Source organism: Neptuniibacter halophilus, assembly GCF_030295765.1.
Taxonomy (GTDB): Bacteria; Pseudomonadota; Gammaproteobacteria; order Pseudomonadales; family Balneatricaceae; genus Neptuniibacter; species Neptuniibacter halophilus.
The window spans coordinates 204,611-219,069 of sequence record NZ_AP027292.1 but is presented as its reverse complement, the minus strand read 5'-3'; the positions used below and the strand labels follow the sequence as shown (position 1 = coordinate 219,069).

The 14,459-nt window shown below is 53.6% G+C and carries 14 protein-coding genes, 1 tRNA gene and 2 other RNA genes; 14 read left to right on the top strand and 3 right to left on the bottom strand.

Translation table 11 applies throughout. From position 1 onward, the window contains the following. Positions 1-30: 30 nt before the first annotated feature. The 8 genes from tolB to nadA all read left to right on the top strand — a co-directional run bounded on the left by tolB (position 31) and on the right by nadA (position 5,831). Positions 31-1,344, top strand: coding sequence for a Tol-Pal system beta propeller repeat protein TolB (gene tolB, locus QUD59_RS01065; RefSeq protein WP_434025464.1), 1,314 nt, complete (start codon positions 31-33; stop codon positions 1,342-1,344). Positions 1,345-1,437: 93 nt separating this feature from the next. Continuing rightward, entirely contained in the window at positions 1,438-1,953 is a 516-nt protein-coding gene (gene pal, locus QUD59_RS01060; protein WP_286238983.1) for a peptidoglycan-associated lipoprotein Pal, read from the top strand. 3 nt (positions 1,954-1,956) lie between these two features. Further along, positions 1,957-2,736, top strand: coding sequence for a tol-pal system protein YbgF (gene ybgF / locus QUD59_RS01055; RefSeq protein WP_286238982.1), 780 nt, complete (start codon positions 1,957-1,959; stop codon positions 2,734-2,736). Positions 2,737-2,754: 18 nt separating this feature from the next. Beyond that, positions 2,755-3,435, top strand: a complete 681-nt coding sequence (gene queC / locus QUD59_RS01050; protein WP_286238981.1) for a 7-cyano-7-deazaguanine synthase QueC — start codon at positions 2,755-2,757, stop codon at positions 3,433-3,435. A gap of 50 nt (positions 3,436-3,485) precedes the next feature. Continuing rightward, positions 3,486-3,561 (top strand) — tRNA-Lys (locus QUD59_RS01045). 41 nt (positions 3,562-3,602) lie between these two features. After that, positions 3,603-3,740: non-coding RNA, RtT sRNA (locus QUD59_RS01040), on the top strand. Between the two features lie 192 nt (positions 3,741-3,932). Then, positions 3,933-4,069, top strand: a non-coding RNA gene (locus QUD59_RS01035) — RtT sRNA. Positions 4,070-4,778: 709 nt separating this feature from the next. Continuing rightward, on the top strand, positions 4,779-5,831 hold the full coding sequence (gene nadA / locus QUD59_RS01030; RefSeq protein ID WP_286238980.1) for a quinolinate synthase NadA: 1,053 nt from the start codon (positions 4,779-4,781) through the stop codon (positions 5,829-5,831). Between the two features lie 47 nt (positions 5,832-5,878). On the opposite strand, the gene QUD59_RS01025 is transcribed toward nadA, so the two are convergent. Next, positions 5,879-7,312 carry a M48 family metalloprotease gene (locus tag QUD59_RS01025; protein WP_286238979.1) on the bottom strand — a complete coding sequence of 478 codons (1,434 nt, stop codon included), beginning with the start codon at positions 7,310-7,312 and terminating at the stop codon, positions 5,879-5,881. 277 nt (positions 7,313-7,589) lie between these two features. Between QUD59_RS01025 and QUD59_RS01020 the strand changes: the two genes are divergently transcribed. Further along, positions 7,590-7,826, top strand: a complete 237-nt coding sequence (locus tag QUD59_RS01020) for a sulfurtransferase TusA family protein (protein ID WP_286238977.1) — start codon at positions 7,590-7,592, stop codon at positions 7,824-7,826. A gap of 11 nt (positions 7,827-7,837) precedes the next feature. After that, positions 7,838-8,914 carry an AI-2E family transporter gene (locus QUD59_RS01015; RefSeq protein WP_286238976.1) on the top strand — a complete coding sequence of 359 codons (1,077 nt, stop codon included), beginning with the start codon at positions 7,838-7,840 and terminating at the stop codon, positions 8,912-8,914. A 17-nt stretch (positions 8,915-8,931) separates the two neighbouring features. On the opposite strand, the gene QUD59_RS01010 is transcribed toward QUD59_RS01015, so the two are convergent. Beyond that, on the bottom strand, positions 8,932-9,399 hold the full coding sequence (locus tag QUD59_RS01010; RefSeq protein ID WP_286238974.1) for a peroxiredoxin: 468 nt from the start codon (positions 9,397-9,399) through the stop codon (positions 8,932-8,934). 297 nt (positions 9,400-9,696) lie between these two features. Between QUD59_RS01010 and dapA the strand changes: the two genes are divergently transcribed. The 4 genes from dapA to QUD59_RS00990 all read left to right on the top strand — a co-directional run bounded on the left by dapA (position 9,697) and on the right by QUD59_RS00990 (position 13,842). After that, a complete protein-coding gene (gene dapA, locus QUD59_RS01005) occupies positions 9,697-10,572 on the top strand; it encodes a 4-hydroxy-tetrahydrodipicolinate synthase (protein WP_286238972.1) in 876 nt (291 codons plus the stop codon). Between the two features lie 25 nt (positions 10,573-10,597). Then, on the top strand, positions 10,598-11,986 hold the full coding sequence (locus tag QUD59_RS01000; protein WP_286238971.1) for an NlpB/DapX family lipoprotein: 1,389 nt from the start codon (positions 10,598-10,600) through the stop codon (positions 11,984-11,986). Between the two features lie 69 nt (positions 11,987-12,055). Beyond that, a complete protein-coding gene (locus QUD59_RS00995; protein ID WP_286238970.1) occupies positions 12,056-13,003 on the top strand; it encodes a D-2-hydroxyacid dehydrogenase in 948 nt (315 codons plus the stop codon). A 56-nt stretch (positions 13,004-13,059) separates the two neighbouring features. Further along, positions 13,060-13,842 carry a substrate-binding periplasmic protein gene (locus tag QUD59_RS00990; protein ID WP_286238968.1) on the top strand — a complete coding sequence of 261 codons (783 nt, stop codon included), beginning with the start codon at positions 13,060-13,062 and terminating at the stop codon, positions 13,840-13,842. Here the strand turns inward: QUD59_RS00990 and QUD59_RS00985 are convergent. Continuing rightward, positions 13,839-14,459, bottom strand: a complete 621-nt coding sequence (locus tag QUD59_RS00985; protein WP_286238966.1) for an RluA family pseudouridine synthase — start codon at positions 14,457-14,459, stop codon at positions 13,839-13,841. The two genes, QUD59_RS00990 and QUD59_RS00985, sit on opposite strands and share 4 nt — an antisense overlap.

Here is a 14,459-nt window from a genome sequence, read left to right as displayed (position 1 = left end):
TACTGAGGTTTCAGGGAGTTAAAGGAGTTTATGGTGAACAAGTTGATATGCCGGATAGTGGCCACTTTAGCTTTACTATGGGGTTTTTCAGCCCAGGCTGCTGAAAGTGACCTGGCGCTGGAAATTACCCAGGGTATAGATGAGCCAACGCCGGTGGCGGTGGTACCGTTTTCATGGAGTGGCGGTTCAGCGCTGCCTGAAGATATTGCCCAGATTGTCTCCGCGGATCTGGCCAGAACAGGCCTGTTCTCCCTGATGGATCGAAAGAATATGCTCAGCCTGCCCACAGAGCGTGGACAAGTGTTTTTCCGTGACTGGCGTGTCAGCAAAACTGAGTTTCTGGTGATCGGCCGGCAGATGCCCGCTGAAAACGGCCAGATGAAGGTCGAATTCGAACTCTACGATGTGCTCAAAGAGCAGCAGATTCTGGCTGAGCGTGTTTCCGGTAACCGCGATAACATGCGTGGTATAGCGCACTACATCGCTGATATGATCTACGAAAAACTGACGGGTATTCGTGGCGCTTTCTCTACCCGCATTGTCTACGTTACCGCGCAGCGTTTTGGTGAGGGTAAAGTACGCTACCGCCTTAAACTGGCGGATGCCGACGGCGCCCGGCCGATGACCATTCGCGAGCAGAGCGAGCCCATTATGTCCCCGGCCTGGTCCCGGGATGGCAGCAAGCTGGCTTATGTTTCCTTCGAAACCAGTAAGCCGAGAATCTATATCCAGCATCTGGCGACAGGCAAACGCGAGCGTCTGCCCTCTTTCCGTGGTCTGAACGGTGCGCCGGCCTGGTCACCGGACGGTACCAAGCTGGCACTGGTTTTGTCTAAAGATGGTAACCCTGAAATCTATATTCAGGATCTGACCTCCCCACGACTGGTGCGCGTGACCCATCATTACGGTATTGATACCGAACCTTCCTGGTCGCCTGATGGTCAGTCTCTGATCTTTACTTCGGATCGTGGCGGTCAGCCCCAGATCTATCGTATTCATCTGCCGACCCGGCAGCTTGAACGTGTCACTTTTGAAGGGAACTATAACTCCCGTGGACGGTTGACGCAGGACGGGCGCTTTCTGACGATGGTGCATCGTGGTGATGACAATGTCTTCCATATTGCGGTACAGGATCTGAAAACCGGCCGGCTCGATATACTGACCGACACCTATCTGGATGAGTCCCCGACCATCGCGCCTAATGGCAGCATTATCCTCTACGCAACTCAGAAAGGGGTGCAGGGTGTACTGGGTGGCGTGACTCTGGATGGCAACGTGCGTTTCATTCTGCCATCGGCCAGTGGTGATGTCAGGGAGCCAGCGTGGAGTCCCTACTTGCAATAATGCTGTCTAGACATTAACTTATGTTCAGTTTTGGATGTGGCGGCTAAACACAATTTTATCTTGCCGAAAACCGGCAAATTACAGGAGTATTCAATGCGAGCTTCCAATGTAACTAAAGCAGTGGCTTTGGCTCTTTCCGTAGCATGGGTAGCAGGTTGTTCTACCGGCAGTAAAACCTCTGAAGGATCTGCTACAGCAGGCACTGATACCGGTTCTACTCAGGGCGTAAGCCAGGGTACTGGTGTCAGCGGTTCCTCCATGTCTGATGTCGCTAACTTGCAGACTGTTTTCTACTTTGACTTCGATAAGTCTGTAGTACGTGCTGCTGGCTTTGAAGATCTGGAAAAACATGCCGCTTACCTGGCCGCTAACCCTTCCGCGCAGGTTGTTCTGGAAGGCCACGCCGATGAGCGTGGTACCCGCGAATACAACATCGCTCTGGGCGAGCGTCGTGCCAAAGCGGTTGAGCGCTTCATGCAGGTAAACGGTGCCTCTGCTTCTCAGATCGAAACCGTAAGTTTCGGTGAAGAGAAGCCGGCTATTCTGGGTCATAGCGAAGCCAGCTGGAGCCAGAACCGTCGTGTAGAACTGAAGTACGTAACTCGCTAAGTTATGCCTTCAGCGCGCATACTATCCGTTCCTGCACTGGCGCTGATGATCAGCGCCAGTGTCGGTGCAGAAGAAGTGCCGGTGATTGATCTGGGGGGCGGCAGCGTTCCTCAGAACAATCAGCCTGTGGCTGTTGCTGCTGCGCCGATCTCGCGTAACAGTGAACTGGTTCTGATTGTCCAGCAGCTTCAGGATGAGGTCCGGGCACTGCGAGGGCAGGTTGAAGAACAGGGTTACCGTCTTAAGCAGATGGAACGCCAGCAACTGGATCGTTATCGCGATCTGGATCGACGTATTGGTTCCATGCAATCGACGCCTGGAGTTGCACAGCCACCTGTAACAGGTGGACAGGCGGCAGCACCTGCGACGCAGCCTCAACCACAACCTGTATTAACTCAGCCTGATGCATCGCCCAGTGATGCCAAGGCTTATCGCGAAGCCTTTGCTTTAGTCCGGCAGCGGGATTTTGCAAAAGCGGCTGAAGCTTTTACCGCTTTCATCAAGGATTATCCGCAGAGTGCGCGCCTGGCTAATGCGCATTACTGGCTGGGTGAGATCCACCTTGCGGAGCAGAAGCCTGAGCTGGCGCGAGAGTCCTTTGTGCAGGTGGTTACCCACTTTGCCGGTCATCGCAAAGCACCTGATGCGGCCTATAAGCTGGGCATCGTCTATGATCAGTTGGGAGATGCTAAGAAGTCTGAAGAGTATCTCGATCTGGTTATCACTAAGTATCCGGACTCCTCAGCCGTTCGACTGGCTAAAGAGTTCAAGCGTCTGCAATAAGTTACACCGGTAAATTTCATGACAACTACTGAGAAAAGGGCAGTGGTACTGCTCTCGGGTGGGCTGGATTCGGCTACCGCTCTGGCGATGGCGGCGGATCAGGGATATGCCTGCTACGTGTTGAGTTTCGACTACGGTCAGCGTTCTCTGACTGAGTTAAATGCGGCCCGGCAGATCGCTGCTGAGCAGAAGGTCGCTGAGCACCGTGTGATCCGTCTGCATCTGGAAGATTTCGGTGGCTCCGCTCTGACTGATCACAGCATCGATGTGCCTGAAGACGAAACCGATGAAATTCCGGTCACCTATGTGCCTGCACGAAATACCGTATTTCTTTCGCTGGCACTGGGCTGGGCTGAGGTGCTTGAGGCGGATGCGATCTTTATCGGCGTGAATGCGGTCGATTACTCGGGCTACCCGGATTGTCGCCCGGAATATATCGCAGCGTTCGAGACGATGGCTAATCTGGCGACCAAGCGTGGTGTCAGTGGTGATCCGATCCGGATCGAAACGCCGCTGATTGACCTGACCAAAGAGCAGATTATTCAGGAAGGAACGCGACTGGGAGTCGACTACGGTCTGACGGTTTCCTGTTATCAGGCGGACGATGAAGGCCGCGCTTGTGGTGTCTGTGATAGCTGCCGATTAAGGGCCAAAGGCTTCACTGATGCAGGCGTGGATGACCCGACCCGTTACCAGTAAAAAAGCCTTGCATTTCAAATAAGAGTACGTAGAATACGCGCTCTCTGTGTGGGTCGTTAGCTCAGTCGGTAGAGCAGTTGGCTTTTAACCAATTGGTCATAGGTTCGAATCCTATACGACCCACCACTTTAAAAACTCCAGCTTCGGCTGGTTTTTTTATGCCTGAAAGAAACTACGTTTCGTATAGGATGAGAACCGTAAAGGTTCGAGCCGAGCCGCTATTGCGGCGAGACAGCGTTGCTGCTTGCGGCAACGACCCGAAGGGCAAGCGCCGAAGGTGCGCAGTAATCCTATACGACACACCACTTTAAAAAAACAGTCCTAACGCTGTTGATGGCCAAACTGAAACGGAGCCGAGCGGCTTTGCCGCGAGACAGCGTTGCCGCTTGCGGCAACGACCCGAAGGGCAAGCACCGAAGGTGCGCAGCAATCCTATACGGCTATTTGGTCAGGCCACTTTAAAAACTCCAGCTTCGGCTGGTTTTTTTATGCCTGAAAGAAACTGCGTTTCGTATAGGATGAGAACCGTAAAGGTTCGAGCCGAGCGGCTTTGCCGCGAGACAGCGTTGCTGCTTGCAGCAACGACCCGTAGGGCAAGCACCGAAGGTGCGTAGCAATCCTATACGGCTATTCGGTCAGGCCACTCTAAAAACTCCAGCTTCGGCTGGTTTTTTTATGCCTGAAAGAAACTGCGTTTCGTACAGGATGAGAACCGCTTCCTTTAATGTAGATAGCAGGAGGGGGAGGTTCGAGCCGAAACGGAGCCGAGAGCCTGTTACCACTTGTCACCACGATCCGGGTCCGATGCGCTATCGTTCTGATTTATCCGGCGCTGCCTCTCTTCGCCCGCTCTGTAATCTGTCTAAACTTAACGGCAGTACCGGTAAGCAAATAATCATCCTGCATGCCTTATTGAAAGCCTCAGGAAACAATCATGATCTGGACTGTGATTAAACTGCTCCTTTGTTTTTTATTGGCGGCGTTGTTTGGCTTCCTCTTTTACCAGCGCTACTGGAAATACGCGGAGTGTATTCAGCAAGCGATCTCGGGCTGTGTGTCTGAGCAGGGTTTAAGCCTTTCCAGTGGGGGGATGGTGTGGATTATTCCATGCATTGTTTTTGTGGTTCTAGGGGGTTATCAATGCATAAGGCTGTTTCGACGGTGAGTACAGTACCCTGTTCTCTTGTCAGTGCCCGGTAACCTGCTTACAACGCTGCTTCCGCCTCAGACTGTGTGATACAATGCGCGCTTTCTCGCATCTGAAAGCTTTCAGATAGCAGCGCCGCAACATGAAAGGTGAGCAGGGCGGCGCTCCACCTCAGAACGAATGAGTAATACAGCACATGTTGAGCAAACAGGATATTTCCGATCGGATCCTTGTGCAGGAGCACTTCGCTAAAGAGCACCTGCCACTGGATATGACCCTTGAGCAGGTCGAAGACTATAAGGCACGTATTAAGCAGAAGCTGAAAGAAAAGGATGCCTGTCTGGTCGCCCACTACTACACCGATCCGATTCTGCAGCAACTGGCCGATGAAACCGGCGGTTGTGTATCTGACTCGCTGGAGATGGCGCGTTTCGGTAATGCCCATTCGGCCAGTACACTGGTTGTGGCGGGTGTTAAATTTATGGGTGAGACGGCCAAGATCCTGACACCTGAAAAACGGGTTATCATGCCGACCATCGAGGCAACCTGTTCGCTGGATATCGGTTGCCCGATCGATGAATTCTCTGCATTCTGCGATGCACATCCTGACCATGAAGTCGTGGTGTACGCGAACACATCGGCTGCGGTTAAGGCGCGGGCGGACTGGGTGGTTACCTCCAGCATCGCACTGGAAGTGGTTGAGCACCTGGCGGAACAGGGTAAGAAGATTATCTGGGCGCCGGATAAGCACCTGGGCACTTATGTGCAACGGGAAACCGGCATCGAGATGCTGATGTGGGATGGTTCCTGCATTGTGCATGAGGAGTTCAAGGCCAAAGGTATTCTCGATCTGAAACAGGTTTACCCGGATGCGGCGGTGCTGGTGCATCCTGAGTCTCCGGATTCTGTGGTTGAGATCGCCGATGCTGTAGGTTCTACCACACAGATTATCAATGCCGCGCGCGATCTGCCGAACAAGCAGTTTATTGTGGCTACCGATAAGGCGATTTTCTACAAGATGCGTCAGGCAGCGCCGGGCAAAGAATTTATTGAGGCGCCGACCGGCGGTTCCGGTGCAACCTGCCGAAGCTGCGCGCACTGCCCATGGATGGCCATGAACGGTCTTGAAAGTGTGTTGCATGCACTGGAAACCGGGCAGGATGAGATCTTCGTTGATGATGCCCTGATCGAAGATGCTCGCAAACCTCTGCAGCGCATGCTCGACTTCTCCGCCAACCTGAAGCGCTGAAGTCCCGATTAAGCCCGGCTGGTGTGAATCAGACCGGGTTTTTTTCTTCAGAAATCCATCTCCAGTGACTGTCTGATCTCCAGCGCCTCTTCTTTACGCTGTTCCAGCCGGGCGCGCTGATACTCCGTCAGGCTTTTCTCCCGCAGCGCGAATTCAATCTGTCGCAGTGCGCGGTCGATATTTGCCGTCAGCAGGAAGAATTCAATTCGTGCTTCGTGTACTGCAACGATGTTGCCTTCCAGACCGTAGGCTTCTGCCAGCAGATACCAGGCGTGGCTGTCGTTGGGGTTGCTCTCGGTAAGCGACTCATAGATTTCAACTGCCGGCGCCGGGCGGTTGGTCTTGAGGAGGGCGTCAGCCAGGGTATAGCTTATGGCCCGGTTGCCAGGATAGATCTGTCGCAGCCGGGTCAGTTGTTCAGCAGCGTCGCGGTACTTTTCCTGTGCCATCAGCATTTCAGCCTGCAGTAGCTTTGCGCTCAGTTGGGCGCGAAAAGCGGGGCTGAAAGCAGCCATGTTTTTCTCTGCAAGGGCAAAGTTTTCATTTTTGATCGCACTGTAAGCAACGGCATAGCGTATGCCGTCGTGATCGTTCTGCTGTTGCTGGTTGAGGTACTCCTGAAGGAGTTTTTTCGGCTCTGCGGCGTACAGGGTTTGCAGACGGGCTCGAATAATATTGAAGTCCAGACTGTTGCTGCGTTTGCCGGCAGGTGAGTAGGCCTGTGCCCGATTCTGCGCATCAGAGATACGCGCCTGAGTGATCGGGTGGGTGAGTAAAAACTCGGGTGGCAGGCGACTGAAGCGTGCCTGTTTCTGTAGTTGCTCAAACATGGCGGCCATCGCTTGTGGTGCATAGCCGGCTGATATCAGGGTCTGCATGCCGATATGATCGGCTTCACGTTCATTGTCCCGGCTGAAAGAGAGCTGGTTGGCGATATTGGCCGCCATGCTTGATTGCAGTCCGACAATACCGGCTTCAGGATCGGCAGCGGTTAACAGGATGCTGCCGAGAATTGAAGCCAGCATAAAGGGGCGGTTACGGCGTTTTTCTTCCAGTTGGGCGGCAAAATGACGCTGGCTCAGGTGAGCGAGTTCATGTGACAGTACCGAAGCCAGTTGAGCTTCATTTTCTGCGGCCAGTATCAGGCCGGTATGTACCCCGATAATGCCGCCGGGTACAGCAAAGGCATTCACCTTGGGGTTGTCGAGCAGGAGAATTTCAAGACGACGGTCATTCAGCTGACTATGACCGACAAGGCTCCAGGTCAGCTCTTCAATATACTGACTGGCAAGGGCATCTTCCGAAAGTTTGGCGCTGCCGCGCAGCATTCTGACCCAGGCCCGTCCGAGCTGATACTCCTGCTGCGTTGAGATTACGCTGTAACCACTTCCGCCGAGATCGGGCAGTTGTTGCGCTGCATGGCTGATTGTTACAGAGCCCAGAATAACCCAGGCGAATAAGGCGGTAAAAAGCTGACGCATATCCCTGTCCAAAATAAAAAAGCAACTAAGGTCCACTATACGTTATCTGTGGTCCTGTTTTAAAAATAAAAGGTTAAGATCTGAATACCGGTCCGAAAGTTCCCTGCGTCTGGCCCGGTTCATCAATCTTTAAACATGAATGGCTTAACCCGGAGAGTAAATCCGCGCCGGATCGGCTGCGGAGTTCCGTTTTTGCTGTAAAGGGTTAGGGCCTGTCCGGGAATATGTTATATAGTGCCCGATTAAATCCAAATCGCTGATGCCTGAAGAGACCCAGATGACGGAATATGCCTACGACGAACTCCTTGATGCCTCGGGGCTGAATTGCCCGCTGCCGCTGCTCAAAGCCAAGCAGGCACTGAACCGCCTAAGCGAAGGTCAGGTCCTGAAAGTGGTGGCAACTGACAGTGGCTCCATCCGCGATTTCAAATCTTATACCGATCAGTCCGCACACGAGCTGCTGGCGGCTGAGACCGATCAAGAACCTTATATCTACCTGATCAAACGGGGTTAACCAGGCACGCCATGCGCAAGATTTTCAGTAAATGGATTGATCGCTACTTCTCCGATGAGGAAGCGCTGCTGTTGTTTGTCCTGCTGGCCGGGTCTCTGGTGGTTATTCTTACTCTGGGGCAGGCGCTTGCGCCGGTATTCGCCGGGATTATTCTGGCGTTTCTGATGCAGGGGGGCGTCAACCGCCTGAAGCAGCTTAACGTGCCGCATTTGCTGTCGGTGGTGCTGGTCTTTCTGGCTTTTGTCGGGGGGCTGGCGGCTTTACTGTTGATCGTTATGCCGTTGGCCTGGCGTCAGTCGGTTAACCTGTTTAATGAGCTTCCCGGAATTATGTCGCAGACCCAGTCCGTGCTTCTGCTGTTGCCGGAGCGTTACCCGGAGATGATCTCTGAGGAACGGATTCGTGAGCTGATCAGCCTGGCGGCAACGGAGCTTTCGCAGATGGGGCAGTGGGTGGTGACCTTCTCACTGAACTCAATCACCAATATTATCGCGCTGCTGATCTACCTGGTACTGGTACCGATTCTGGTGTTTTTCTTCCTCAAGGATGGCGCGTCGCTGGCTAACTGGTGGGTTTCATTTCTGCCGGAAAAACGCGAGATGATGACCAAGGTCTGGGTGGAGATGGATGATCAGATCGCTAACTACATTCGTGGTAAGGCGATAGAGATTATCGTAGTCGGTGCGGTGACTTATGTGACCTTCGTATTTCTGGGTATTAACTATGCGGCCCTGCTTGGGATTCTGGTGGGGCTGTCGGTGCTGATTCCCTACATCGGCGCGGCACTGGTCACCTTGCCGGTGGCGTTGATCGCCTTCTTCCAGTGGGGCTGGAGCAGCGAGTTCATGTACCTGATGATCGCCTACGGCATTATTCAGGCGCTCGATGGTAACGTGCTGGTGCCGCTGTTATTTTCGGAAGCGGTTAACCTGCATCCGGTGGCTATTATCGTAGCGGTGCTGGTCTTCGGTGGGCTTTGGGGCTTCTGGGGGCTGTTCTTTGCGATCCCGCTGGCAACTTTGTTCAAGGCCGTGGTGAATGCCTGGCCGAAGGTGCAGCAGGTCGGTGTGGAGGAGAGCGGTACCTGAGTACCGCTCAGGATGGCTTACAGGGCCTGGGCGGCTGCCAGTACCTCGTCTACATGACCTTTGACTTTTACGCTGCGCCATTCGTTGCGCAGCACGCCTTCGGCATCAATCAGGAAGGTTGAACGATCGATGCCCATATATTCCCGGCCATAGTTTTTCTTCAGCTTAATCACATCAAACAGTTTGCACAGCGCTTCATCAGGATCGCTGATCAACTCGAACGGAAATGACTGTTTGCTGCGGAAGTTTTCGTGGGCGCGCAGGCCATCGCGGGATACCCCGAAAATGACCGTGTTGGCGGCTTCAAACTGATCGATCGCATCACGAAAATTCTGGCCTTCAGTGGTGCAGCCCGGTGTGCTGTCCTTAGGGTAAAAGTAGATAACCAGGTTTTTGCCCTGCAGTTCGCTCAGGGTAACGCTCATGTCGCTGGTGGCCTGGGCGGTAAAATCAGGCACTTTCTGGCCAATAGCTACGCTGCTCATAATAAATCCTTAGTGATGATGGCTACTCAACAAAGTGAAAAATCGTATAGAATAACGACCCTTTTATACGATACCAGATATGGTTCGGATTATAAGCTGTACCGGGAATCGGCACAGCGATCTTTTCCGGGATCCTGATTCTGGCCGGGTTCGCCGGGAAACGACCCCGCTTCTGCAAAAAATTAATTTTTTCATATAGCTAGGGCGGGATAAGTATAGTTTTAAGGTTGTAATAAGCACTGGGGCAGAGTAGTTTTGTCCCTTGCTTAACCTGATATATATCTCATGGAGAATAAAATGATTACTGGCAGCATTGTTGCTCTTGTTACCCCTATGCATTCTAACGGTGACGTCGATTGGGAAGCCCTCGACAAACTGGTGGATATGCATCTGGATAAGGGCACTGATTCCATCGTCGCTGTGGGCACCACCGGTGAGTCCGCTACTCTGAACTGCGATGAGCATTGCCAGGTCATTAAACGGGTGGTTGACCGCGTTGCCGGTCGCATGCCTGTGATCGCCGGTACCGGTGCTAACTCCACTGCCGAAGCCATTGAGCTGACCGCAGAAGCGAAACGTGTCGGTGCAGACGCCTGTCTGCTCGTAACGCCGTACTACAACAAACCGACTCAGGAAGGTTTGTATCAGCACTTTAAAGCGATCGCTGAAGCGGTCGATATCGATCAGATCCTGTATAACGTTCCGGGCCGTACCGCCTGTGATATGCAGACCGAAACGGTGCTGCGTCTGGCTGAAGTTCCGAATATTGTCGGTATTAAAGAAGCAACCGGTGATGTTGAACGTGGCGTTGACCTGATTCAGCGTGCGCCGGAAGATTTTGCGGTTTATTCCGGTGATGACCCGACAGCCGTTGAGCTGATGCTGGGTGGCGGTAAAGGCAATATTTCTGTGACTGCGAACGTTGCGCCGGCAGAGATGTCTGAACTGTGCCGGCTGGCTATGGCCGGAGAAACTGAGCAGGCACGTGACCTGAACAACCGTCTGATGCCTCTGCATGAGAAGTTGTTTGTAGAAGCGAACCCGATCCCGGTTAAATGGGCGATGGCAGAGATGGGCCTGATGGGCCTGGGTATTCGTCTGCCACTGACCGTGCTGGCAGATGGCTGCCACGCTCAGGTGCGTGAAGCAATGCAGAAATGCGACATTATTTAAGCGATTCATTTAAGCGATTCGACTAATGAAGAAACAAGTATCTCTATCTGTACTGGCTGGTCTTCTGGTTTCCGGCTGTAGTGTCATTGATGACAATCCTATCTATGGAGACAGCGGCATCATCCGTGACCGCAGTCAGGACTATGAGCTGGCTGAGAAGGCTGAACGGTTGCAGGTTCCCGGTCACCTGAAGCCAAAACAGACAGAAGATACCCTGCGGGTGCCAGACGTCAGTCGTGTGGCAACCACACGGAGCGGGGACTTTATTGTTCCCCGCCCTGAGTTCTTCTATGCCCATGCGGGCAGCGAAACGGTCAGCATGAAACGTGAAGACGGTGAAAAACTCATCATCGTCGACGAAGGGATTACCAGTGTCTGGGTCAAGCTGCAGGAGTTCTGGCAGTTTAACGGCATCGATATTGCCAAATCTGATCCGCGACGCGGGGTGATGGAAACCCAGTGGATCTACCATGAAGCGAAAGACTACAGCTTTGTAGATACCTGGGTTAAGCGCCTGACCTTCCAGGATATTCCGGGGCCTACCAAAGATCGTCTGCGGGTTAGTCTGAAGCCGGTCGATGGTGAGCCGGGGCGGACCATGGTGGCAATGCAGCATGTTCGTTTTGCCTCTGACGAAGAAGTGACGGCTATTGATTGGGGGCAAAGTGCCCGCGACGTCAGCTACAAGTCCGACATGATGTTTGAGATGCTGCGTTATCTGGGTAAAGCCACCGGTGAGCGCAGTGCGCAGACCCTGCTGGCGTTCCAGGAAAAACGCCGTCAGGGCACCCAACTGGGGCGTGATTCCCGTGGTAACCCGGTTCTGAAACTGAATGCAGATATCCAGACCGCCTGGAATGAAGTCAGCCGGGCGCTGGATGAAGCCGATATGGATGTGGGTACCCGCGATGAAGGTGCCGGTGTCTTCTATATGACCTATACCACCACGACGCCGTTTGAAAACGAGGAAGAGATGGGTTTCTTCGAGTGGTTGCACTCAGATCGTGGTGAGATCAAGCTGGATACCAGCGTACTGGAGTCTGCACTGGGTATTGAACGCGATCCGGAAGAGGGTGGTGTTACCTATACATCCGGCAAGACAGCCGAGCGTTTCATGGCTGCGCAGGGTGAGGGTTCCAGTGATCTGCTGAATGATCCGCAGGATGCGGCAAACAAACAGGGTTACAAAATCTGGTTTGCCGGCAAGCCGATCTATGTCTTTGGTGGCGATAACTCCGGTATCTTTAACCAGAGCACCGGCAAGTTTGAACACACCGGTCAGTATCAGTTGAAGATGATCCGTACCCGCAGTGATGTCTTCCTCAGTGTGCAGACGGCTGAAGCGGTGTCTGCACCCGCTATTATTGCTGAAGAGATTCTGTGGGAGATCAAGGACCGCCTGCCGGGCGCCTGATCAGACGCACTCTCTTAACTTAATAAGGGCCCGACGGGCCCTTTTTACTTTCTGTAACAGGATAAAACCATGCGCGCTGTGATCTTAGACCTTAAAGGAATGGAAAATCTGGACCTGACGCCACTGCAAAGGGAGCTGGACGAACTGGTGACCTACCCCCTGACCCGGGCTGAGGATGTTGCAGGGCGGGCGGCAGGTTTTGATATTGTGATCACCAACAAAACCCCGCTCACCCGCGAACTGCTGCAGTCGTTGCCGGATCTGAAATATATCTGTGTGGTCGCCACTGGCACCAATGTGGTTGATAAAGAAGCGGCGGCGGAGCTGGGTATTCCGGTTTCTAACTGTGTGGCTTATGGTGTTGATTCGGTTGTTCAGCATGTCTGGTCAATGATTCTTGCGCTGCATACCAATCTGCTTAACTATTCCCGTGACGTGGCGCAGGGTGAATGGCAGCGTTCAGAACAGTTCTGTTTTCTTACCCATCCGATCGTGGAGCTCAAAGGTAAAACGCTGGGGATTATCGGTTATGGTCATCTGGGACAGGGCGTGGCTGAGATTGGTCGTGCGTTTGGTATGCAGGTGCTGATCGCGCAGCGACCGGGTTCCGAGCAGGCGCAGTCAGGCCGGGTCAGCCTGGACCGGGTGCTCGAAATGTCCGATGTACTCAGCCTGCATTGCCCGCTCACCGAGGATACCGAAAATCTGATCGATGCGGCTGTGCTGGCGCGGATGAAACCGAATGCGTTCCTGATCAATGCAGCGCGGGGAGGCATCGTTAACGAGGCTGATCTGCTGGCAGCTTTGCAGGCGGGAGAGATCGCAGGGGCTGCGACCGATGTGCTCAGCGAAGAACCGCCCCGGCAGGGTAACCCGCTGTTGGATCAGGCGCTGCCGAATCTGATCGTTACACCGCATATCGCCTGGGGAAGTGCCGAGGCACGTACACGTATTATCCAGCAGACGGCAGAAAATATTCATGCGTTTGTTGGTGGAAGACATATTCGCGGCGTATAGTTTATTATCAAACGTAATATGCATGTAACCGCAATGATCATTCTGGGGGGAATGTAGTGCCGTTATCCAAGCCCACCTCGCGCAGCCGCTATGGACTGCGCTCTGTTATCTGTGCCGCGGCGTTGGTGTTGATCAGCCCAATGGTACAGGCCGATGCGACAGTACGTGCGCTGGTTCAGAACTCTCAGCCCAAGTATTTTCTGGAAAACGCTAACCTCGGCGGGTTGTGCGGTGAGATCTATCAAAGGCTGAAAAGCCGTTTGGCACAGCGTCAGGTAGAGCTGAAGATTGATACCCAGTATCTGCCCATTAAACGCATTTTGCGTGAGGTCGAAATGGGCCCGGCGGGGATTTACTGTGGTGCGGGTCGCAATGCCGAGCGCGAGAAGCGCTTTATCTATTCAGCGATTCCTGTATACAGCGTCTCCAATGTGGTGCTGGCTCATCAGGATGAGGCCTACCTGCCGTCTTCCATTGCTCAGCTGGCCAAAGATGGGATCAGTGTGGGGGCGTTGTTTGGTACCAGCTCGGCGGCTTATCTGAAAAGCCATCAGGGCACCGAAGTGTTTGATAAGATCTACAGTCTGGATGAAGCACTAAGGCTGGTGGCAAAACGCAAGATTCGGTTGTTCTATTACCACGATCTGGGCCTGAATTATCTGGTTAAGCACAGCGACTATTCACTGAAAGTCCTGCCAACCCGCTTCAGAACCACTCCGCAATGGGTGGTTTACAGCCCGGCAATGTCTCCTGAATTGCGCCAGATTCTGGATCAGGAACTTCAGGCAATGCTCAATAGCGGTGAGCTGGCTGCTATCAACCGTAATTATCTGGATTAAAACGGGCAGGGTGCCTGGAAACTGCACTCTTTCCCATTTTCCGGGTGGGGAAAGGCCAGTTGTTCCGCGTGCAGTAGCAGTCTTTCCGATGCGGCCTGCGATCTTTCATCGGCATAAAACCGGTCCCCGACAATGGGGTGGCCAATCGCCTGCATATGTACCCGCAATTGATGAGAGCGGCCGGTAACCGGGGTCAGTTCGATCCGTGTTCCCAGTTCATGTTCTCCTGTGATCTGCCAGTGCGTCAGCGCTGCTTTCCCCTGTTCATGGTCGACTATCTGTAATGGGCGACGTTCCCAGTCACAACGCAGCGGTAGCTCCACGCGGCCACAGCGCTGTCCGGGTGTGCCGGCAATAATCGCCTGATAGCGCTTTTGTGTCTGGCGCTCCTGAAACGCCCGGCTCAACTGGCGTTGTGCTTCCAGTGTCAGCGCCAGAACCATCAGGCCGGAGGTGGCATAATCAAGTCGGTGGACGATCCGGGCGGTCGGGAATTGCTGCTGCACCCGGCGCCAGAGGCAGTCCTGCTTATCTTCGCCACGACCGGGTACGGAGAGCATATCCCAGGGTTTGTTAGCGATGACCAGTGCGTCATCGGCATAAATAATCTCGATCAT

Bases quoted from the DNA above. Each gene is read 5' to 3' on its own strand.
- QUD59_RS01025 (WP_286238979.1), bottom strand. From the start codon at position 7,312: ATGCGTCAGCTTTTTACCGCCTTATTCGCCTGGGTTATTCTGGGCTCT.
- QUD59_RS00985 (WP_286238966.1), bottom strand. From the start codon at position 14,459: ATGATCGAGATTATTTATGCCGATGACGCACTGGTCATCGCTAACAAA.
- dapA (WP_286238972.1), top strand. From the start codon at position 9,697: ATGATTACTGGCAGCATTGTTGCTCTTGTTACCCCTATGCATTCTAAC.
- QUD59_RS01020 (WP_286238977.1), top strand. From the start codon at position 7,590: ATGACGGAATATGCCTACGACGAACTCCTTGATGCCTCGGGGCTGAAT.
- pal (WP_286238983.1), top strand. From the start codon at position 1,438: ATGCGAGCTTCCAATGTAACTAAAGCAGTGGCTTTGGCTCTTTCCGTA.
- QUD59_RS01000 (WP_286238971.1), top strand. From the start codon at position 10,598: ATGAAGAAACAAGTATCTCTATCTGTACTGGCTGGTCTTCTGGTTTCC.
- QUD59_RS00995 (WP_286238970.1), top strand. From the start codon at position 12,056: ATGCGCGCTGTGATCTTAGACCTTAAAGGAATGGAAAATCTGGACCTG.
- queC (WP_286238981.1), top strand. From the start codon at position 2,755: ATGACAACTACTGAGAAAAGGGCAGTGGTACTGCTCTCGGGTGGGCTG.
- nadA (WP_286238980.1), top strand. From the start codon at position 4,779: ATGTTGAGCAAACAGGATATTTCCGATCGGATCCTTGTGCAGGAGCAC.
- ybgF (WP_286238982.1), top strand. From the start codon at position 1,957: ATGCCTTCAGCGCGCATACTATCCGTTCCTGCACTGGCGCTGATGATC.
- tolB (WP_434025464.1), top strand. From the start codon at position 31: ATGGTGAACAAGTTGATATGCCGGATAGTGGCCACTTTAGCTTTACTA.
- QUD59_RS01010 (WP_286238974.1), bottom strand. From the start codon at position 9,399: ATGAGCAGCGTAGCTATTGGCCAGAAAGTGCCTGATTTTACCGCCCAG.
- QUD59_RS01015 (WP_286238976.1), top strand. From the start codon at position 7,838: ATGCGCAAGATTTTCAGTAAATGGATTGATCGCTACTTCTCCGATGAG.